Genomic DNA, 20,907 nt, shown 5'->3' with positions numbered 1-20,907 from the left:
AGATGATGTCGAGCGAGAGGCAGATCATGGTTATTTCCGGTACCGCTCATCCCGAGTTCGCGGAGAAAGTGAGCCAGGAACTGGGGATCAGGCTGGCAAACGTTACCCATTACAACTTCGCCGACGGAGAGGTGGGCTTCCGCATCGAAGAGAGCGTCCGCGGCGCAGACGTGTATGTGATCCAGCCGACGTGCAAGCCCGTCAACGACAACCTGATGGAACTGCTGATCATGGTCGACGCGCTGAAGAGAGCCTCCGCGGGAAGGATCAACCTTGTCATGCCCTATTTCGGTTATGCCCGTCAGGATCGCCAGGCCAAGGGGCGGGAGCCGATCTCTGCAAAACTGGTCGCGAATATGATCGAGCACGCCGGCACCGACCGCGTCGTTACGGCAGACCTGCACGCGCGGCAGATCCAGGGTTTTTTTGACATTCCCGTGGATCACCTCTTGGGAGTGCCGCTTTTGGCCGGCTGGTTCAAAGAGCATCTTATCGGCGACCAGGACACCAGTCAATTCGTCGTCGTATCGCCCGACGCCGGCGGGGTCGTCCGCGCCCGGAAACTTGCGACCCTCCTCAGAGCGGAGATTTCCATCGTCGATAAACGCCGCCGTCACGACATGGCCAATATTTGCGAGGTCATGGAAATCATCGGCACCGACGTGGCCGATAAAACGTGCATCATCATCGACGATATGATCGATACGGCCGGCACGATCGTCAACGCGGCCAAAGCGTTGGAAAGCTTGGGCGCCAAGGAAGTCTACTGTTCGGCGACCCATGGCCTGCTCTCCGGCCCCGCCATCGATCGTCTTAGCGACGATGCCGTCACAAAAGTCGTTGTGACCGACACGATCCCATTGCCAGCGGAAAGGAAATTGGATAAAATAGTGCAAGTGTCCATGGCCCCGGTTTTCGCCGAGGCTATTCGAAGGATTCACACTGACGGTTCCGTGAGCGATCTTTTTGAGTGATTTCGGACCCGCCATTGTAAATAATTTTTTTGAGGAGGCTCTTTGTATTATGTCAGAAGCAGTTCAGATTGTTCTCGAGAATCGCGAGGGTTCGGGGTCGGCGTATTGCGGCCGTTTGCGCAAGGAAGGCTTTCTTCCCGCCGTCGTTTATGGTCCGGCCCTCGAGCAGACGTACTCCGTTAAAGTGGAGACCAAAACGATGCTGCCCTACCTGATGTCGGACGATGTGAAGAAGACCGTCTTTGCCGCGAAACTTCCCAACGGGGAAGTGAAAAACTGCGTGATCAAGTCCGCCACGAAGAATTACGCCACGGACCGGCTGCTGCACATCGACTTTTACTGCGCGAACGAATAAGCACTTGCGTCTCATTGCAGGGCTTGGCAATCCCGGCACGGATTACGCTTTAACGCGGCATAACGTCGGCTGGGATGTGATCGACTGTGTCGTGGATCGTCTGCAGGCCGGCGAGCCGTCGACAAAATTCGGCGGCGCCTGTTGGGGGCCGTTGAATGTCGGCGACGAACGGGTCGTGTTTCTCAAACCCTATACGTACATGAACAACAGCGGCATAGCCGTGGGGGAAGTCGCCCGTTTCTACAAGATCGAGCCGAGGGATATCCTCGTGGTCGTGGACGATATCAACCTGCCGTTGGGGCGTATGAGGATTCGTTCGAAAGGCTCCGCCGGGGGGCATAACGGGTTGAAATCCGTCATCGCTCATCTTAACAGCGGGGATTTTCCGCGTCTGCGTCTCGGCGTCGATCCCTGCCCGTCGCGCTACGATATGGCCGCTTGGGTGACGGGGCGTTTTTCCGCTGACGATCGCCGCATCATTGACAGGTCAATTGAAAAAGCTTCAGCTTTTTGTCTGGAGTGGTGTTCGTCTGGCGCAGAAAAACTTATGAACCGCGTGAACAGTTGTGATGTACGTTCTGTAAACGGCGAAGCATGACGCTTTCGCCGTTTTTTGTTTATGATCGCCATAAGCGAAAGAGAGGTGAAGAACTCTGACTTCTCGCTTAAGTGACGTCGATTCTCGGCTTTGGGCGCGCGGCGCGTCGGTCGGCATTCCTCTGGAAGGCGCCGGGCTGGCGTGTTCCCTGCGCGGATGTGAAAAGGTTCTTGTCCTTGTGCCGACGCGCCAGGAGGCGCTGGCTCTGGATTCCGATTTGAAAGTGCTGGAGGTCGGAGAAAGCCGTCTGCTCGAAGAGCCCCCCTTGGACAGCGAGAAGCTGCGGAACGGGGATTCGTTTCTGCGGCGCGGTCATACGCTTTCGGGATGGCTCAACGCAGAGAGCGGGATGTTGGTGACCACCCCGGGAGCGTTGGTCACGCCGTTTCGCTTCGGCAAAGCGGGACTGACTTTGGCGGCCGGCGCGCGCTTGGGACGAGATGCGCTTGCGTCCTGGCTTGCCGAAAACGGCTATCGGCGGGCGGAGTTGGTGTGGCAGCCCGGCGAGTTTGCGGTTCGCGGCGGTATCGTCGATTTTTTCGATCCCTCCGAAAAGGCGCCTCTGCGCGTCGAATTTTTTGACGAGGACGTGGAATCGATCCGTTTTTTTCAGCCCCGCTCGCAGAGAAGTTTTCAAAATCTGCCGCATTTCATTGTGCGCAGCGTCAATCGCAGCGAAGACGAAGAGCGCGAAAGGGCCTGGGGCAGTTACGGAACGCTGCTGGTCCAACCCCGCAGACTCGAGGACAGCTTTGCGGCTTTTTGCGAGCTCTACAACGCGCTTGTCGAAGAAAAACAACGGCTTGCGCCCGACGCGTTCGAAAGGTTTTTGCTGGACACGGGGCGTTTGCCGCGGTTGAGAGTATCGCCTCCCGGGGAGGGAGTTCACCAGGACACCCTCGATTTCGGCGTCGTTCCTTATTTCCGGGGCGATCTGAGAGCGGCCCGCGCGTACGTCGACAGCCATCTGCAGGCGGGATTCAAGATCCATATCGCCAGCCGCAACTTGACCGGGGATTCGTTTCCTGAGCAGGTCTTTTTCCATCGGGGCAGCAGTTTAAGCGGCGGCGTCGTGGTGAAGGACCGGAACGAGATCTGGATTTCCGACGCGGAACTTTTCGGCATCAACGAAGTTGCCGAAGAAGAGATCAATCACGGCATGCCTTTGGACCTTGAGGCGAGCTTGAAGAAGGACCAATGGGTCATTCATGAAAAATATGGCGTCTGCCAGCTTGTGGGAACATCGGTTGAGAATTTTGGCGGCCAGAATTACGAAACCATCGTTCTGCGGTTCGCCGACAACGAAAGGCTGATTATCCCTACCGCTGAGCTTTTTCGCCTCACCCCGTGGAACGGTAACGGCGTCCCCGAGCTCGACAGCCTCAAGTCGAAGCGCTGGCGTTCGGCATGGAAAAAAGCGGAAGCGCAGATCGAAGCGGAAGCGCAGGGGCTCCTGAATCTCTACGCCCAGCGCGAACTGGCCGACGGGCGGGCTTTTGGACGCGACGGCGACCTGCTGAAACGCTTTGAAGAGAGCTTCCCCTACAAAGAAACCGTCGATCAGCTTCGGGCGATCCGCGACGTCAAGCACGACATGGAACGCCGCTGGCCTATGGATCGTCTCATTGTCGGAGACGTCGGTTACGGCAAAACCGAGGTCGTGCTGCGCGCGGCGATCAAGGCCGTCGAAAATGGCGCGCAGGCGGCGATTATTGCGCCGACAACGGTTTTGGCCCTCCAGCATTATCGCACCTGCGTCGCCAGAGTCGGCGAACTTCCGATCCGTGTCGAGCTGCTTTCGCGGATGATCCCTAAGAAAAAGCAGAAGGAAATTCTCGACGAAACGGCAAACGGCCGTGTCGATATCCTGATCGGCACCCATCGCCTTTTTCAGGACGACATTCGATTCAAAGACTTGGGACTGCTGATAATCGACGAAGAACACCGTTTTGGCGTCAAACATAAAGAGCGGCTGAAAGTGGCGCACCCCGGGCTGGACGTGCTTTCTCTTTCGGCGACGCCGATTCCCAGAAGCCTTTCCATGGCTCTGCGCGGCATCCGGGACATTTCCGTGATCGCCACTTCGCCGCGGGGGCGCGGCGAGGTCTTTACCGTGACCTCCCGCTGGAATCCCGGTCTGGCGCATGACGCAATTCTCCGCGAGCTCATGCGAGGCGGGCAGGTATACTATCTGCATAACCACATCGACGACATAGAACAGATCGCGGCGCGTCTTGCCAACCGTTTTCCCGGACACCGCACGGCCGTCGCTCACGGGCAAATGGGAGAGCGCGAGCTCGAGAAAACGATGAACGAGTTCTATGACGGCAGAATTGAAATCCTGGTGTGTACGACGATCATCGAAAGCGGGCTCGACGTGCCGCGGGCCAACACGCTGATCGTCGACGACGTCAGGCGTCTCGGCCTGGCACAGATGCATCAGATACGCGGCCGCATCGGGCGGCGCAGCGAGAACGCTTACGCCCTGTTTTTTTATGAATCCGAAGAAAGCGGCGGGCAGACCCGCGAACGCCTCGAAGCCCTGGGCGCCGTCGGCTCGCAGAATGGCGGTTATCAGCTGGCGCAGCGCGACCTCGAGATCCGCGGGGCGGGCGAGATCCTCGGAACGGAACAGCATGGCTTCAAGGAACGCATTGGCTACACCCTTTATCTGAAAAAATTGAAGGAGTACGTCGACCAGCTGCGAGGGATCGAAATAAAGCCCGCGCTGGTCGATTTGGCCATGCCGCTGGTGATCCCTGTGGATTATGTCCCGCAGGCGGAACTGCGCATCGGGCTGTACAGACGCTTATTGTCCCCCTTGAGCGCTCGGGAATACGAGGAAATGCAGGCGGAACTCCTTGATCGGTATGGCTCTTTGCCCGAGCAAGTTCAAGGGCTGCTTGACGCGGCTCTGGTCCGCGGCGAAGGCGGGGCTCTCGGGATAGAGAAGCTCCGGGTCTCGAAGGCTTTTGTCGCTCTTGAGGGACCTTTGCGGGAAGACCTCTTCCTGCCTCCGCGCTGGATCGCGAAAAGCGGCGCGCGCCTCGGCCCCGGCGGCGTCAACGGACTGCATGCCGCCGCCGGGGAACTGATGAAAAAATTCGTTTCCCGGCCGTGACATTTCCTATGTGAGGAGGCAAAAGAATGGACAAGGAGCTCGGTCGTTTTTCCGAACTCATAGAGACCATGAAAAAACTGCGCTCTCCAGACGGCTGTCCCTGGGACCGCAAGCAGGATTACGAGTCTCTCCGTCCGCATATCATCGAAGAAGCCTACGAGTTGGTAGACGCCATTGAACGCCGCGAGACCGACGGGAACATGAAACACGTTCTTGAAGAATGCGGGGATTTGCTGCTTCAGGTGATTTTTATCGGCACCATTGCAGAGGAAAACGGCGATTTTTCAATCGACGACATTCCGAGGATCATAACCGAGAAACTCGTCCGCCGTCATCCCCACATTTTTGGCACGCCGTCGGCCGAGGCGCACGAGAGCGCTCCGGCCGGCTGGGAGGAAATAAAACGCCAGGAACGCCAGGCGGAACAGACACGGGACGTTTCCGTTTTGACGGGAGTGCCGCGCCGTCTGCCCGCTTTGACGAAGGCTTACAGGATTCAAGAGAAAGCCGCCGGCGTAGGATTCGATTGGCCTCAAGGAGAACAGACGCCGGTCGTGGAGAAGATCAGGGAAGAGCTCGCCGAAGTCTGCGAAGTCCTCGACGCTGATAAAAAACAGGAACTCGCCGGGGAAATCGGCGATCTCCTGTTTGCGACCGTGAACCTTTCACGGCGCTGCGGCATTGACCCGGACTTGGCTTTGTCAAGGACGAATGCGAAATTCGAACGTCGGTTCCGTTATATTGAAACGCAGATTGAGCAGGACGGCAAAAAATGGAATGACCTTTCATTGAACGATTTAATATATTTATGGAATCAAGCGAAGAAAGCTTCCTTGTGATATAGTAATCGCATTGGCAATTATTCTCGAACGAAAACAAAAATTGAAATATATCTTTGTAGGAGGGAATTTACATGGTTTCAAAGAAAACACGTTCTTCAGCCGCCGTTGAGGACGAAAAAGCGGACGTCCAAGAGAAAATGCCGCCGGCCGAAGAGCCTGCCGCACAGGAGAGCGCCCGCGAAATTTCCGCAACGCGCAGGGTGGAGATCACTGAAACAGTGCTCCGCGACGCTCATCAGTCGCTGATGGCTACGCGCATGTCCCTTGATGACATGCTCCCGGTACTGGATCAGATGGACGAGATCGGCTACCATTCCTTGGAAGTCTGGGGCGGAGCGACCTTTGACGCCTGCATGCGTTTCCTCGACGAAGATCCCTGGGAAAGACTGCGCACCCTGAAGAAACATTTTAAGAAGACCAAGCTGCAAATGCTTTTGAGAGGGCAGAATCTCGTGGGATACCGTCATTACGCCGACGATACCGCCAAAGAGTTCGTGAAGCGGGCCGTTGGCAACGGTATTGACATCATCAGGATTTTCGACGCTCTGAACGACCTTCGCAACGTCGAAGTGACGGCTGCCCAGACAAAGGCGGAAGGAGCGCACCTTCAGCTCTGCATCGCCTATACGACTTCTCCGGTGCATACGGTAGAGGCCTTTGTGAAATTGGCTTCGCAGATGAAAGACCTTGGCGCCGATTCGATTTGCATCAAGGACATGGCCGGGTTGTTGACGCCGACGGCTGCCAAGGAACTGGTCTATGGCATCAAACAGGCGACGGCGCTGCCGATCCAGGTGCATTCGCACTATACGTGCGGGCTCGCAGGACTGGCTTATTACGCCGCGATCGAAGCCGGCGCCGATGTCATCGACTGTGCTTTGTCTCCCTTCTCGATGGGGACCAGTCAGCCGTGCACCGAGACCTTTGTGGCCGCCCTTGCCGGCAGTCAGTGGGACACGGGGCTCGATATCCGTCGGCTGACGCCGATTTCCAATCATTTCAAGAAGATACGCTCTAAATACGACAAGATCTTCGTAAAGGTCCAGGGCGCGAATACGGATATTCTGCTCGCGCAGATTCCCGGCGGCATGTATTCGAATCTCGTGAACCAGCTGAAAGAAGCCGGGCAGCAGGATAAGCTGTCGCAAGTCCTGGAGGAAGTCCCTTATGTCCGCGCGGCCATGGGGTATCCGCCCCTGGTGACGCCAAGCAGCCAGATTGTCGGCACGCAGGCCACGCTTAACGTGCTTTCCGGAGAGCGGTGGAAAATCATTCCCAAGGAAGTGTATAATATCTTCAAGGGAATGTATGGCCAGACGCCCGCGCCGATGGACCCGGAAATCCAGAAAAAAGTTCTTGGCGGGGATAAGCCGATCACCTGCCGTCCCGCCGACCTTATCGAGCCGGAGCTGGAAAAGGCCCGAAAAGAAGTGGCGTCATGGATCACCCAGCCCGAGGACGTGCTGACCTATGTGCTTTTCCCGGCGGTCGCCAAGGAGTTTCTGGTGAAGAAGTACGCCCGCGAAACGATGACCGATATCGGCCTGAACGAGTTCGTGGATGGTTCAGCATATCCCGTGTAAGAGCCTGAGAGCTTGCGGCGTTTGTATTTGGACTTTATAAAAAAGGAGGGGCGGCTTTTCCGTCCCTCCATACTGTGTTTGTTGTATGAAACTTTCGTGTGGAAGTGGGGGAGGTATTACCATAGACGGAGTCTATACAATGCAGTTGGAATGTTCTGATCCCGCGCTGTTGATGAGAATCTGCGGACGGGACGACGAAAACCTCGAATTTCTCGAGTCAAAGCGAAAGGTCCGCGTTCTCAGGCGGGGAGAACTGATCACCGTCGCCGGAGATGAAGAAAAAGACGTACGTCAGGCCCATGCCCTTTTGTTGCAGGTGCGCGATGCGGCGCAGGATGGCCACCAGTTTCGCCTGCAGGATTTTCGCTATATGCTTGAGACTCTGCGCAAGAACGGCCGTGTCGATATCGCTTCGCTCTATTCGGAACTGCTGTGCATCACTTACCGGGGCAAGCCTGTCAGGCCGCGTACCGCCCGGCAGCTTGAATACGTAAAGGCGATGGAGAAGAACACGGTGATTTTCGGGATTGGACCGGCAGGGACGGGGAAAACGTATCTTGCGGTCTGTCAGGCCGTGAATCAGCTTAAAAACGGAAACGTGAGCCGCGTCATCCTTGTGCGCCCGGCAGTCGAGGCGGGCGAAAGTCTGGGTTTTTTGCCCGGCGATCTTCGTGAAAAGGTGGAACCTTACCTCCGCCCGTTATACGACGCTTTTTTTGAACTTCTTTCCCCCGAAAAATTCGCCCGTTACGCTGACAAAGGGATCATTGAAATCGCCCCTCTTGCTTACATGCGGGGGCGGACCCTCAACGACAGCTTTGTCATCCTCGACGAGGCTCAAAATACAACGCCCGAACAAATGAAGATGTTCCTGACTCGTATCGGTTTTGGTTCCAAGGCGGTCATTACCGGCGATCTCACTCAGGTTGACCTGCCTAACGGCAAGCAGTCGGGACTGAGACTCGTTCAGGGGATCCTCAAAGATATCGAAGGGATTTCTTTTATCCACCTGCAAAATGAAGACGTGGTGCGGCACGAGATTGTCCAAAAAATTGTCGCTGCCTATGATCGATATGAGGCATCACAGAAGAAATAACTGCGAGGAAACAGACGATGAATATTGATCAACTGGATCGGACTCAGTGGAGGAAACTTTTTCAGAGTTCCTGCAAGTACGTTGTGAAATTCCTCCCTTATGCGATTGCCGCTTTTGTGGCCATGGTCGTCGTGCAGGTACGATGGTACACGGTTGATTCCGACTCTTACTTCATTCCCGGCGCGACCGCTCAACGGGCGTATTACGCCGTTCGCGACATGAATTACGACGACAACGAAGCGACGGAAAAGCTGCGCGAGGAAGTTGCCGACGGAATCATCGGGGTCGTCGTCAAAGGACATATGAAAAGCGAAGTCGGTTTTGACGATGAATGCGAGATCCTCTTGAACCGGCCGCTCGACGACAGGATTTTGCCCAAGGAACTCCGCGAGCTCTTGGATGCCGCGCCTCTGGACACACGGGAGCAGATTGTCGCTACCGTCCGTTCGATCCATGACGATCTTCAGCGCAACGTGAATTTGTCTGCGGACGAAAAGGACGAGTTCATATGGCAGCGTATCGGTCTGATAGAGACGAACCCTTCTTCCGCAAACATCATTTATCAGATTCTCGTCGGGCTGTCCGAAGGCGATCAAAAGGTCGACCCCGATCTGACGGAGCGTATAAAATCGCTGGCGGCCTCCGATATCGAACAGACCAAACACATATTTTATGCCGGCGACCGGATCGTCAACAAAGGGGAAATCGTGACGCCGCAGCTTGCGAGGATCTTGAAACTCCAAGGGTATCCCGAGGGGCGTTTCCCGATGACGTCCCTTGTCTTCGCCGTCATCGTGGCCTGTATAAGCGTCCTCTGGATCCGCAAGACCATGACCCACGTTTTTATAAGCACGACGTATCATGGAGACTGGACTTATTCGTTCTTTCTCTTGTTGTTGGGCTGGCTCTTTCAGATCGGCGTGATTTATTGGGGCGTCAACGGCGTCGGCGTTTTTCCCGTGATTGCGATGATCTACCTCACGCTTCCCGACATCGGCGCGTTGAATTGCGCTGTCGCCGTGACGTTGAGCGCGTCGATCATCACCTCGGGATACGATGTCACCGCGTTTGCCATCAATGCAATTTCGGGGTGCGCCGGAGCCATTTTGGGAATCTCCCTTTTCAAAAGGAATTATTCGCGCTCCGCCGTCTGGATCCATGTGTTCGTTCTCGGCATCGCGATGCTTGGGGTCGCCTCGGTGCTCCAATGGGGGTTGACCAATCTGATGAGCGTTCGTCAGGCGGCTATTATGTTTACGGCGTGCTTGCTGTTGAGCTTTATGGTTATCGTCTTGCTGCCGCTGCTGGAGATACTCTTCGATATCGTTTCTCCTTTGCAGCTCGTAGAGCTGACGCAGCCTTCCCATCCGCTGCTGAAAAGGATGCAGGTCGAGGCTCCCGGCACTTATCATCACAGCCAGATGGTGGGGAATCTGGCCGAGGCGGCGGCCGAGAAGATCGGTCTGAATCCGATGTTGCTCCGGGCGGGAGCCTGTTTTCATGACATTGGAAAGCTGAAACGGCCGCAATCGTTTATCGAGAACCAAATTTCGGGAATAAACGCTCATGATGAGATGTCGCCGGCTTTATCCGCGCTTGTGATCCTGTCGCATGTGAAAGACGGGCTGGAACTTGCCGACGAATATCGTCTGCCGTCGCAGATAAAAGCGTTTATCGCGGAACATCATGGCACGACCTGCCTGACGTATTTTTATCGAAAGGCGCTCCAGGCGGGGTTGAAAGCGGACGAGAGTCAATTCTGTTATCCCGGACCGAGGCCGCAAAGCAAGGAAACCGGCGTCCTGATGATTGCCGATTCGACGGAGGCCGCGGCCCGAGCGGAGAGCGCAAATATCAAGGGCATTCTCGATCTCACTCGCCTTGCCGACAACGTGGTGCAGTCCAAGATAAGCACCGGTCAGCTGGACGAAGTCCCCTTCACCCTGAAAGACCTCTCGGATATCAAAGCGGCGCTGGTCAGTACGTTGCGCTCGATGTATCATACGCGCGACATCAAACCGCTGAAATCGTTGCCTGAAGAGCAAGGAAAGGAGACTGACGATGCGCATGGCTCCTCGAACATTGTCGCGGTTCAAGCTAAAGCAGCGGCGGCGAAAGAATCCTGAAGTCCGCATTCTCATCGCCAGTGACATCGATCAGGATCCCCTGCTGACGTTGGCAAAAACGAATATCGCCACTTTCGAAAGGCTGGCGGCGGACTTATATGACGTACATTGGCCAGCGTGGCGCGCGCATGGGGGACTGCAGATCTCTCTGCAGTTCCTGGATGAGACGCGGATGGCCGAAGTGAACGATGAATACCGTCAGGTCCACGCCCCAACGGATGTGTTGAGCTTCCCTTTTTTTGAGAAAGAAGGCAGGTTTGCCCCCGACGCTCAGCTGCCGCCTCTTCTCCTCGGCGATATTGTGGTGTGTCCCGCGGTCGTTAGAAAGAACGCCGTGGAACATCATGTATCGGGAGAATCGGAACTGGCGCTCGTTGTTTTTCACGGCATGCTGCACCTTCTGGCATGGGATCACGACACGCCGGAGAAACAAGAGAGAATGTGGAGCGTGCAGGAACATTTCAGAGATCTTTTTCTGAAGGGACTGTCCGCTCCGGCTGCCGGTAACGCGGGGCGCGAGAAAAAATGACGTCTTTTGTCGTCCTCCTTTTGACCGTCGTCTTTCTCGTGATGCTGAGCGGCTATCTGAGCGTGGGCGAAGCGGCGATTTCTTCGGTCAGCGCAGCCAAGGCCCAGGCATTCGGCGAAGACAACGCAAAACTGGCTCCGCTGGTTGATTGGGAACTTGCTGAAAGACAAAAAGTGATTATTGCCATCTTGGTGGCGCATAATCTCTTTTCCGTCGCCGCCAGTTCATTCGCGACGGTCTTGGCGACGGACTTCTGGGGTGAAAAAGGCGTTTTTTGGGCTACGGTCATCATGACGATCCTCATGGTCCTTTTTGCCGACTTCCTGCCCAAATGTATCGGTATGGCCCTCGGTGAAAGGAATTTCAACGTCATCCTGCCGGGCTTGCGCGCGGTTTCCGTCGTCTTCAGCCCCCTTATTTGGATTTTGGAGAAGATCGTGGCCTTTTTCAGCGGCTTGTTTCACGTCGATATGACGCTGGAAAGCGCGGTCGTCACACGGGATGAAATAGAACAGCTTGTAAAACACGGAGAAGAATCCGGGGCTATCGAAGCTTCGGAACGCAGAATGATCGACGGCGTTATCGCTTTCGACGAGACCAGAGTGTCGGAGATCATGGTCCCTCGCGTGTCCATGGACGCGCTGGAGGTGAATGAGACTATCGCCGACGTCGTTTCTCTCATGCAAAATTGGGAACATTCGAGGATTCCCGTCTTTCGCGAAACGCCGGACGACATCGTCGGCGTCGTTTACCTCAAAGACATGATTCCCTATCTGCGGGCCGGCAAGATGGATACCCCTCTCAGCGCTTTTATGCGGCGGGCGCTCTTCGTCCCGGAAACGATGAAAGTCAATGACCTGTTCGGCATGATGCGCGGCAAACACGTTCATTTTGCGGTGGTCGTGGATGAATATGGCGGCACGGCGGGAATCGTCACTCTTGAAGACCTGCTTGAAGAGATTGTCGGTGATATACGCGACGAATACGACGAGGAGTCGGCCCCTATCGTGCAGTTGAACGAGAACTCGTACCGGGTGAAATGCACGGAGTCGCTCGAGGATCTCGGAGCCGTCGTGGGATACGACTTTGACTGCAATGACGTTGATTCCGTCGGCGGCTATGTTCTCGACAAGTTTATGGGGTTTCCCGAGAAAGGCGATATTTACCGCGATGATGACTGGACGATAAAGGTCACTGACGTAGGAGAACATCGCGTGAATGAAGTCATCTTTACGCGATCCGCGCATGAAGTTCAGAAGGAACGTCACACCAAAGCGCAGGAGGAATGATTTTTGGACGCTTTGCCTCAATTATGTACGGCGATAGTTATTCTGTTGTTCCTTTCGGCTTTTTTCAGTGCGTCCGAGATGGCGCTGACGGCCGCCAGCAGCACGAGAATGAAATTGCTGGCCGAGGAATATCCCTTTCTGGAACGCTTCGTAGATTGGGTCAATGAGGACCGGTATCAGGCGATTTCGGCGATTCTCGTCGGCAACAATCTTGTCAACGTGGCGGCGAGCGTTACCGCCACGGCGCTGGCGACGTCGTTGATTGACGAACACGGCGTCGCTTCCGCCGTCGTCGTGATGAGCATTTTGATCATCATTTTCGGCGAAGTGATTCCCAAGTGCGTGGCGATGGCGAAGGGCGAACGCCTGCTTGTCGTGGCTCTCCCGCTCGTGCGTTTTTTCAGCTGGCTCGTGACGCCGTTGATCTGGGGGATGGAGCAGTTTGCGAGAATAGCCAGTTACATCACGGGTTTGGACCTTTCTCTGAAAGATTCTTTCGTTACCAAAGAGGAAATAGGGCAAGTCGTGAAGATCGGCGAAGCCTCCGGCGCAATCGAAGAATCCGAACGCCAGATGATCGACGGCGTCATTTCCTTTGACGAGATCCGCGTCTCCGAGATCATGATCCCCCGTACTCAGATGCACATGATCGAATCGGAGCGGACGGTGGACGACGCGCTTCAGTTTATTGAAAAGATGGGGGATTCCCGGGTTCCCGTTTTTACGGACACCCCGGATCACATCGACGGGATCGTTCTCGTCAAGGATCTGCTTGCGGCCTTGATGAAAGGGCAAAAAAACGAGCCGGTCACCAAGTTCATGAGGACGCCGCTGTTCGTGCCCGAAACGATGTACGTGCCCAAGCTCTTCAGAATAATGCAAAACGTCCGTATGCACATGGCGGTCGTCGTCGACGAGTACGGCGGCACGGCGGGACTGATCACTCTCGAGGATCTTCTGGAGGAGATCGTCGGCGAAATCCAGGATGAATACGATAAAGAAGAACAAACGGTGACACGTCTCTCCGATGATTCTTACAGAGCGAAAGCCAGTATTTCCCTTGAAGAGCTCAACGACGTTCTGAACAGTCATTTCGTCTGCGACGACGTCGACACGTTGGGAGGGTTTTTACTGGATCAGTTCGGCGATTTTCCCCGCGAAGGGGATACCGTCGCGTTGGACGGCTGGCTTTTCGAGATCGTCAGCATGGATGGCCATCGGATTAATGACGTTGTGATCCGCAGGGACACATCGGAGGCAGGAGAATAGATCAAAGTGCAGACAGATTTTCGTGCGGGAATCGTCGCCGTCATCGGCCGGCCCAATGTGGGCAAATCGTCGCTCCTCAATAGGATCCTCAAGTACAAGCTGTCGATCGTTTCTGCGAAACCCCAGACGACCCGCGACAACATTCTGGGGCTTTACAATGGAGCGGCGAGTCAGATCCTTTTCGTCGATACGCCCGGCATTCACGCTCCTTTGAACAAGCTCGGCGAACGTCTGGTCGAGCGCGCGGTCTCGGGGCTTGAGGATGCCAATGTCGTCCTTTATGTCGTGACGATCGACGATCGTCCCGAGCAGAGCGAAAACGACCGCATCCTGAAAGTCCTTCGCGATTATCCCAGCATCCCTGTCGTGTTGGCGGTCAATAAGGTGGACCTTCCCGGTTCCAGAAGCAAAATACTGCCTCTCATCGACCGTTTTACGAAGAAAATCAAGCTGCGCGACGTCGTTCCGGTATCGGCAAAAGACGGCACCAACGGCGAAGTTCTCGTCAGAACCCTTGAGAGCTTGCTTCCTGTCGCGGCGCCGCTCTATCCGGACGATATGATCACGGACAGGACGGAGCGTTTCATCGCGCAGGAACTGATTCGCGAAAAGATCATCGCGTCCACCGACGAGGAAGTGCCGCACAGCGTCGCCGTGGAGATCGAAGAGTTCAAGTCGCCCGACGAATACCCGGAGCGCAGGGACTTGTTCGTCCGCGCCACGGTCTATGTGGAGCGGGAAGGCCAACGAGCCATCATTCTCGGCAGAAAAGGGGAAAAGATCAAGACCATCGGCACGGCCGCCCGGAAAGCGCTGGAAGAGATGACGGGACATAAAACGTATCTTGAACTTTGGGTTAAGGTTAACAAAGGATGGAGAGACTCGGAAAAGGAATTGAAAAGACTGGGATACGAATAGACCTTCCGGAGGAGACGTCTCAGCGTCTCATCAAGCGGACGGGCGTCGTGCTGCGGCGCGGAAACTACATGGAAGGCGATATCGCCGCATTGTTGTTTTTAAAAAGCGCCGGCACGAATTGGGTGTACGTCCCCGGAGCCTCGAAAGGGTCGATGCGTTTCGGCGGCGCCTTGGAGCCTTTCGTCTGGGGACATTACCAGCTTTATCAGTCAAAAAGAAAGACGTATCTGAAGGAAATCGAAGTCACCGAGGACTTCTGGGCGTTGCGACGCTATCCGCGGGCCGTGATCCAGGCCGTTCGCTGGGCGAAGATGTTTGAACGGCACTTGATTCCCGGTTATCCCTACGACGATTTGTTGGCTCTCTTCTATTGGGCGTTGAAGGCGCTGAGCGAAGGCGCCGCGCCGGAACTGCTCGATGCGCGTTTTTTATGGCGCTGGCTCCTCAGCTGGGGGATCGCGCCTGATCTGCTCTCCTGCAGCGCCTGTGGAAAGCCTTTGGGCGGACGCGCCGTCTGGCAGGAGGGGACCTTTGTCTGTACGAACTGCGCTCGCGGGCAGAGCCCGGTCGACATCGATGAATTCGCGGCTTACGCCCTTTCGAAAAGCTTTGTACCGGAGAACGGCACATCGAAATTGTTGGAACAGGCCCGAAATGTCCGGCAACTCTTTGTGAGAAACCTTGATGATAATCGATAGTTTGAATTGGAGGTCGCGTGTGGAATGAACTTTCAGGATATCATGCTGAGATTGCAACGCTATTGGGCGGATCAGGGATGCATCGTACAGCAGCCCTACGACATCGAGGTCGGGGCCGGCACGATGCATCCGGCTACGTCGCTTCGGGTCATCGGCCCCGAACCCTGGAACGTTGCCTATGTGCAGCCGTCTCGCCGTCCGGCGGATGGGCGTTACGGCGACAACCCCAACCGTCTGCAGCATTATTACCAGTTCCAGGTGATCATGAAGCCGGCGCCGGAGAACATCCAGTCGCTTTACATCAACAGCCTTGCCGCGCTGGGGATCGATCCCCGCGAGCATGATATCCGTTTCGTCGAGGACGATTGGGAGTCTGCGGCGATCGGCGCCTGGGGGCTCGGCTGGGAAGTCTGGCTCGACGGCATGGAAGTGACCCAGTTCACCTATTTCCAGCAGGTCGGCGGCGTCAATATGGAAGCGGTGCCCGCAGAAATAACGTACGGCCTTGAACGTATCGCCATGTTCGTTCAGAAAGCCGACAACGTTTACGATTTGAAGTGGAACGACAAGGTGACCTATGGAGATGTCCATCATCAGGGAGAAGTCGAGAACTCCATATATAACTTCGAGGTGGCCGACGTCGCCATGCTTGCGGAAATATTTTCCCTGTACGAGAAGGAAAGCTTGCGTCTTGCCGATCAGGCTTTGGTTCTGCCCGCCTGGGACTGCGTGCTGAAGTGCTCGCAGATTTTCAATCTTCTCGATGCCCGCGGCGCGATCAGCGTCACGCAGCGCACGGGGTATGTTTCGCGCATCCGCGCGATTGCGTCGAAGTGCTGCTCAGCCTATGCACAGCAGCGGAAAGATATGGGCTATCCGCTCATGAAAAAATTTTAAAGGGGGACGGACCGATGGAAAGAGATCTGATTCTGGAGATTGGAACGGAAGAGATACCGTCCCGTTTTATGCCAAGCGCCTTGCGTGACATCGCCCAATACGCCGAGGAAGAGTTTGCCGCGCAGCGTCTCGGGCATGGGCGCATAGAGGTGATGGGCACTCCCCGCCGCCTCGTGCTGTTGGTCCGTTCCGTTGCGGAACGTCAGGAGGACCTCTCCGAAGAGCACAAAGGGCCGGCGTGGAAATCCGCTTTCGACGGCACGGGAACGCCGACTCGTGCGGCAGAAGGTTTTGCCAAAAGCAAAGGCATTGCCGTCGAACAGCTGGAAAGCCGCAACGTCAACGGCGTGGATTATGCGTTCGCCGTCATCAATCACAAGGGCGGCGCCGCGGACGCCTTGCTTCCGGACATGATGAAGCACATCGTCTCCCATATCGTTTTTCCCAAAAACATGTACTGGTACGACCCCAGCGTTCGCTTCGCCCGCCCGATCCGCTGGCTGCTCTGCCTGATCGGAGCGAAAGTCGTCGAGTTTGAGCTGAACGGCATGAAAAGCGGCCGGACCACCTGCGGACATCGTTTCATGGGAGCTCCTTCCGTGGAGATCGAGTCGAGCGACGATTATCTGACCGTCATGTACGACAACTGGGTCATTGTCGATCAGAAGAAGCGCGAGGAGAAAATGCGCGCCGCCATTGCCGGCATCGAAAAAGAGCTTGACGGCGTCGTCGAGCTTGCCCCCCCTCTGGTTCAGGAGAATCTTTATCTTGTCGAGTATCCCGTGCCCTTTTACGGCTCGTTTGACCGCAAGTATCTGGAGATCCCCGAAGAAGTCCTGACGACCTCGATGAAAGACAACCAGAAATATTTTGCCGTTCACGACCACAGCGGCAAATTGATGCCCTGTTTTGTCGGCGTCAGCAACAATCTGGTTCCCAATATGGAGCTGGTTCGGGAAGGAAATGAACGGGTTCTGCGCGCCCGCCTGGAAGACGCCGTTTTCTTCTGGAAGGAAGATCTGAAACGTCCCCTCTCGGCGCGGGTCGAGGACCTGAAAAACGTCATCTACCAGGAAAAGCTGGGTTCCGTCTACGACAAGACCATGGAAATGGTCAAGATCTCCCGAAAGATTTGCGACCTCCTCGGCAGCAAGGACGACGTCAAGCTGGTCGAACGCGCGGCCTACCTTTCGAAAGCGGATCTTGTCACCGGCATGGTCGGCGAATTTTCCGAACTCCAGGGGATCATGGGCCGTGAATACGCCCTGAAAAACGGAGAGGATCCGCGGGTCGCCAAGGCCATCGCCGAGCAGTACATGCCGACCGCGGCGGGAAACGAACTTCCTTCCGACGTGATCGGCGCCGTCGTGGGAATTGCCGAACGGGCCTTCAACATGGTCGGGGCCTACAAGCTGGGGTTCCAGCCGACAGGGTCGCAGGATCCTTACGGCCTCCGCCGCGCCATCCGCTGCATCAACGAGATCCTCTGGGGACTTCGCCTCGACCTCGATCTGGAGGCGCTGCTCGCTTTCATCGCCCAGGACCTCGAAGTTGGCGGCGAAGCGTTGAACTCGCTGCTGGAGTTCATAAGGCAGCGCACGCTCATTCAGCTCAAGGAAAAAGAATACGGCCACGAACTGATCGAACTGGCGCTCTCCGTGACAGGATTCCGTCCCCTGCAGACGCTTTATCTGCTGGGCGCGTTCGCGGAAGTGAAGCAGGAAGACTGGTTCACGAAGCTGGTCAATTCCGCGGTGCGGGTGAAGAACATCCTGACGAAGGCCGAGAACGTTTCGAGCTCCGTGGATCCTTCGCTTTGCGTCAAGGCTGCCGAAAAGGATCTTTATGCGGCCGTGAACGAGGCGGAGAAGCCCGTGGAAGCCGCTCTGCAGAAAAACGACTGGAACGGGCTGATGAACGTCCTGGCCCAGCTTTCCCCGGCCGTTTCGGCCTTCTTCGACGACGTGATGGTCATGGACGAGGACGCGGCCGTCCGCGCCAATCGTCTCGCGCTGCTGTCCCATTGTCAGAATCTCTTTATGCGCGTCGGAGATCTCAGCAAAGTCAAATAGACTGAAGGGCATTTTATGACATTACGTGTTTCCATCGTTTCCGATTCGACAGGAGAGACTGCCGAAAGCATGCTCCACGCGGCGCTGGCCCAGTTCGACGGCCTCGACGTGACGATCGAGCGCCATCGGTCGGTTCGCGAAGTCGCTCAAGTCCACGGGATCGCCAGCGATTTTTATCAGCGCGGCGGGCATTTGATCGTCAGCACTCTGGTCAAATCCGACGTGTTGGCGGCGTTGGTTGCCGACACGAAAAAGTACAACTTAGGCTATGTGTCCATGATGGGCCCCCTGGTCGAAGAGATCTGCCGCCTCACGGGACGGCAGCCCATGCAGCGCCCGGGAGTGAACCGCCGCGTTGACGGCGATTACCTGCGCCGCGTCAAGGCCATCGAATTCACGCTCCGCTGCGACGATGGACAATCCCCCGAGCTGATGACCGCCGCTGACATCGTCTTGTTCGGCGTGTCTCGGGCCGGAAAAACGCCCCTCTCGATCTGGCTTGCCCTGAAAGGATACGCCGTCTCGAACGTTCCTTTGCTGCCCGGCGTCGCTCCCGATCCCCGCATCTGGAATGTGAGCGTGGAAAAGAGAGTCGGGCTCCTGATCTCGGCTGAGCGCTTAAGAGAGATCCGCTGCGAACGGATCGTCGCCATGGGGCTCGACCCGCAGCGAGCGGCATATGCCGATATCGACAAGATCAGGGCGGAACTGGACGACGCCCGTTCTTTGATGGAGAAGCTCCAGTGCCGCGTTTACGACAGCACGGACCATTCTTATGAAGAGCTGGCGCGTAATATCCTCGAAGATTTGAAAATGCTGTAGCAAAAAGCGGGCATCTGAATATCTCAGATGCCCGCTTTTTGCGCTCTTTGAACGCCGGGGAACCTCGTGCCGCACGCGGTCTAGCAGCCGAACAGCGAAGAAGCTTCTTTCATGGCGTCGATAATCGGAACTCCGAAGGGACAGCGCTTCTCGCAGCTGCCGCAGGCAATGCATTCGGAGGCGTGGTGAGGCAGCAGTGCATAGTGCTCGCGCGCCGTCTCCGGGATCTGCTCCTGGGTTTTGGCAAGATTGAGGAATTTATTGACGGAAGCGACGTTGATGCCTTTGGGGCACGGGGCGCAACGGCCGCAGTACATGCAGTGCCCTTGCCAGGAAAAACGCGTCATCCCCTGCATGACGGGCACATAATCCCGTTGCTGCGGCGTCGCCGTACACCAGTCGACGGCGGCGCGGAGCTCCGCCTGCGTCCTGCAGCCGATCATGACGGCGGCCACGGCGGGACGAGTCAAAGCGTATTCGATACACTGCACCGGCGTGAAGGCGCGCCCGAAAGGCGAATTCCGCTCGCTGAGCAGGTCGCCGCCGCCGTAGGTTTTCATGACGTCGATCCCCACGCCTTGACGCGCGCACAGTTCGTAGAGACTCTCACGTCCTGGATCCATGTTGTGCAGATCTTTCATATAGCTTTCATCGGCCCAGAGATCCTCCACGTTTTCGCCGGCAGGCTGCATGTCGTAGCAGGGATTGACGGCGAACAGCAGCACGTCGATCAGCCCCGTTTCAACGGCCAGCGACGCGACGTGCGGATTATGGCTGCTCAGTCCGAGGAAGCGGATCTGCCCCCTCTCCTTCAATCGCCGAGCGTATTGAATGATCTCGCCGTCGAACACCGCGCGAAAGTCCTCTTCCGCGTCGATGTAATGGATCATGCCGACGTCGATGTAATCCGTCCCCAGGCGCGCCAGCAAATCCCGGAAAGCCCTCTCCGTCCTGACGGGATCACGCGTGCGCAGGTACTGACCGTTTTCCCAGACAGAACACAGGTGCCCCTGAACGATGAATCTCTCCCGCCGTTCTCTCAGCGCCTCCCCAAAAGCGGAGCGGAGCTGCGGATCGGAAGAATAGCAGTCGAAAAAGTTGATCCCCAAATCCTGCGCGCAGTCGAAATCCTTCCTGACGGCTTCCGGAGTTTTGCCCGTGAAGCCTTCGCACCCCAACGCGATCGCGCTGACAGAAAGCCCGGTGTGCCCGAGAGGTCTGTATTCCATAGCGAACTCCCCATGTCGATTCTGACGTGTGATATGATCTCGCGACTTCAATGTATCACATGAAGGGGGCTGCACGTCAAGCGGGAAAACTCATCCCGGGGTAAATTTTCAGAGTAAATGCAACCTCGTCAAAGTAAATGCGACGGGGTTGCATTTACTTTGACAGGACAAAAGCAGCAAGCAGTCATTACGAACACATAATAACGATCAAGATTGCGCTAACGGAACAAATTCAAGGGGATGAAAAGCTGTTACGAGGAAATTGTCCGAAAAAAGTGCATACAAAAGTGATCCTCAACTGAAAGCAAAATTTTCAGTTCAGAGTTAATGCAATCAAGAAATTAAAAAGGAGCCGTTATTTACCGGCGAGAAGAGTCCGCTTTAAACAGATATCCTGTGGCGGAATAAGTTCGAGTCCGAGTAAATGCAATACATCCTCGCCATACAGGTTGATAAAGATCTCTGCAGGAGATTTTCCGTTAAATTTTT

17 protein-coding genes are annotated in these 20,907 nt (G+C 56.0%); 16 read left to right on the top strand and 1 reads right to left on the bottom strand.

Translation table 11 applies throughout. The features are described from left to right. Positions 1 to 2: 2 nt before the first annotated feature. From B0D78_RS06765 to B0D78_RS06690, 16 genes are all read left to right on the top strand, one after another. On the top strand, positions 3 to 974 hold the full coding sequence (locus tag B0D78_RS06765) for a ribose-phosphate diphosphokinase (protein ID WP_078016224.1): 972 nt from the start codon (positions 3 to 5) through the stop codon (positions 972 to 974). Positions 975 to 1,023: 49 nt separating this feature from the next. Next, positions 1,024 to 1,329, top strand: a complete 306-nt coding sequence (locus tag B0D78_RS06760) for a 50S ribosomal protein L25 (RefSeq protein WP_009166178.1) — start codon at positions 1,024 to 1,026, stop codon at positions 1,327 to 1,329. A gap of 4 nt (positions 1,330 to 1,333) precedes the next feature. Then, a complete protein-coding gene (pth, locus tag B0D78_RS06755; RefSeq protein ID WP_078016223.1) occupies positions 1,334 to 1,927 on the top strand; it encodes an aminoacyl-tRNA hydrolase in 594 nt (197 codons plus the stop codon). A gap of 178 nt (positions 1,928 to 2,105) precedes the next feature. Further along, positions 2,106 to 5,048 (top strand): DEAD/DEAH box helicase, encoded by a 2,943-nt coding sequence (locus B0D78_RS06750; protein ID WP_240496132.1) that lies wholly within the window; start codon positions 2,106 to 2,108, stop codon positions 5,046 to 5,048. Between the two features lie 26 nt (positions 5,049 to 5,074). Continuing rightward, on the top strand, positions 5,075 to 5,887 hold the full coding sequence (gene mazG, locus B0D78_RS06745; protein WP_078016221.1) for a nucleoside triphosphate pyrophosphohydrolase: 813 nt from the start codon (positions 5,075 to 5,077) through the stop codon (positions 5,885 to 5,887). A gap of 74 nt (positions 5,888 to 5,961) precedes the next feature. Beyond that, positions 5,962 to 7,473 carry a pyruvate carboxylase subunit B gene (locus B0D78_RS06740; RefSeq protein WP_078016220.1) on the top strand — a complete coding sequence of 504 codons (1,512 nt, stop codon included), beginning with the start codon at positions 5,962 to 5,964 and terminating at the stop codon, positions 7,471 to 7,473. A gap of 139 nt (positions 7,474 to 7,612) precedes the next feature. Continuing rightward, complete coding sequence (locus tag B0D78_RS06735) at positions 7,613 to 8,569, top strand: PhoH family protein (RefSeq protein ID WP_078016219.1); 957 nt, start codon at positions 7,613 to 7,615, stop codon at positions 8,567 to 8,569. Between the two features lie 83 nt (positions 8,570 to 8,652). Further along, the gene (locus tag B0D78_RS06730) at positions 8,653 to 10,695 is read left to right on the top strand and encodes an HD family phosphohydrolase (protein WP_168170041.1); all 2,043 of its coding nucleotides are present in this window, start codon (positions 8,653 to 8,655) and stop codon (positions 10,693 to 10,695) included. Next, on the top strand, positions 10,631 to 11,224 hold the full coding sequence (gene ybeY, locus B0D78_RS06725) for an rRNA maturation RNase YbeY (protein WP_078016217.1): 594 nt from the start codon (positions 10,631 to 10,633) through the stop codon (positions 11,222 to 11,224). The genes B0D78_RS06730 and ybeY overlap by 65 nt, the downstream gene beginning before the upstream one ends. Before the next feature lie 20 nt (positions 11,225 to 11,244). Beyond that, entirely contained in the window at positions 11,245 to 12,513 is a 1,269-nt protein-coding gene (locus B0D78_RS06720) for a hemolysin family protein (protein ID WP_168170040.1), read from the top strand. A gap of 3 nt (positions 12,514 to 12,516) precedes the next feature. Further along, a complete protein-coding gene (locus B0D78_RS06715) occupies positions 12,517 to 13,782 on the top strand; it encodes a hemolysin family protein (RefSeq protein WP_078016215.1) in 1,266 nt (421 codons plus the stop codon). A gap of 6 nt (positions 13,783 to 13,788) precedes the next feature. Beyond that, positions 13,789 to 14,700 carry a GTPase Era gene (gene era / locus B0D78_RS06710; RefSeq protein ID WP_078016214.1) on the top strand — a complete coding sequence of 304 codons (912 nt, stop codon included), beginning with the start codon at positions 13,789 to 13,791 and terminating at the stop codon, positions 14,698 to 14,700. Continuing rightward, entirely contained in the window at positions 14,655 to 15,398 is a 744-nt protein-coding gene (gene recO, locus B0D78_RS06705) for a DNA repair protein RecO (protein WP_078016213.1), read from the top strand. The genes era and recO overlap by 46 nt, the downstream gene beginning before the upstream one ends. Positions 15,399 to 15,422: 24 nt before the next feature. After that, positions 15,423 to 16,295 carry a glycine--tRNA ligase subunit alpha gene (locus B0D78_RS06700; protein ID WP_078016212.1) on the top strand — a complete coding sequence of 291 codons (873 nt, stop codon included), beginning with the start codon at positions 15,423 to 15,425 and terminating at the stop codon, positions 16,293 to 16,295. Positions 16,296 to 16,309: 14 nt separating this feature from the next. Continuing rightward, positions 16,310 to 18,367, top strand: a complete 2,058-nt coding sequence (glyS, locus tag B0D78_RS06695; protein ID WP_078016211.1) for a glycine--tRNA ligase subunit beta — start codon at positions 16,310 to 16,312, stop codon at positions 18,365 to 18,367. Positions 18,368 to 18,382: 15 nt separating this feature from the next. Then, on the top strand, positions 18,383 to 19,189 hold the full coding sequence (locus B0D78_RS06690) for a pyruvate, water dikinase regulatory protein (protein ID WP_078016210.1): 807 nt from the start codon (positions 18,383 to 18,385) through the stop codon (positions 19,187 to 19,189). 80 nt (positions 19,190 to 19,269) lie between these two features. Here B0D78_RS06690 and B0D78_RS06685 read toward each other — a convergent pair whose 3' ends face one another. Then, positions 19,270 to 20,418, bottom strand: coding sequence for an aldo/keto reductase (locus B0D78_RS06685; RefSeq protein WP_078016209.1), 1,149 nt, complete (start codon positions 20,416 to 20,418; stop codon positions 19,270 to 19,272). Positions 20,419 to 20,907: the final 489 nt, after the last annotated feature.

The organism is Pyramidobacter sp. C12-8 (genome assembly GCF_002007215.1).
In the GTDB taxonomy this organism is placed as follows: domain Bacteria; phylum Synergistota; class Synergistia; order Synergistales; family Dethiosulfovibrionaceae; genus Pyramidobacter.
This window is presented reverse-complemented; position numbering and strand designations above follow the sequence as displayed.

Excerpts from the sequence above, each read along its gene's own strand:
- B0D78_RS06700 (WP_078016212.1), top strand. The coding sequence starts at position 15,423 with ATGAACTTTCAGGATATCATGCTGAGATTGCAACGCTATTGGGCGGAT.
- B0D78_RS06765 (WP_078016224.1), top strand. The coding sequence starts at position 3 with ATGATGTCGAGCGAGAGGCAGATCATGGTTATTTCCGGTACCGCTCAT.
- glyS (WP_078016211.1), top strand. The coding sequence starts at position 16,310 with ATGGAAAGAGATCTGATTCTGGAGATTGGAACGGAAGAGATACCGTCC.
- B0D78_RS06685 (WP_078016209.1), bottom strand. The coding sequence starts at position 20,418 with ATGGAATACAGACCTCTCGGGCACACCGGGCTTTCTGTCAGCGCGATC.
- B0D78_RS06740 (WP_078016220.1), top strand. The coding sequence starts at position 5,962 with ATGGTTTCAAAGAAAACACGTTCTTCAGCCGCCGTTGAGGACGAAAAA.
- B0D78_RS06690 (WP_078016210.1), top strand. The coding sequence starts at position 18,383 with ATGACATTACGTGTTTCCATCGTTTCCGATTCGACAGGAGAGACTGCC.
- ybeY (WP_078016217.1), top strand. The coding sequence starts at position 10,631 with ATGCGCATGGCTCCTCGAACATTGTCGCGGTTCAAGCTAAAGCAGCGG.
- mazG (WP_078016221.1), top strand. The coding sequence starts at position 5,075 with ATGGACAAGGAGCTCGGTCGTTTTTCCGAACTCATAGAGACCATGAAA.
- B0D78_RS06760 (WP_009166178.1), top strand. The coding sequence starts at position 1,024 with ATGTCAGAAGCAGTTCAGATTGTTCTCGAGAATCGCGAGGGTTCGGGG.
- recO (WP_078016213.1), top strand. The coding sequence starts at position 14,655 with ATGGAGAGACTCGGAAAAGGAATTGAAAAGACTGGGATACGAATAGAC.
- B0D78_RS06735 (WP_078016219.1), top strand. The coding sequence starts at position 7,613 with ATGCAGTTGGAATGTTCTGATCCCGCGCTGTTGATGAGAATCTGCGGA.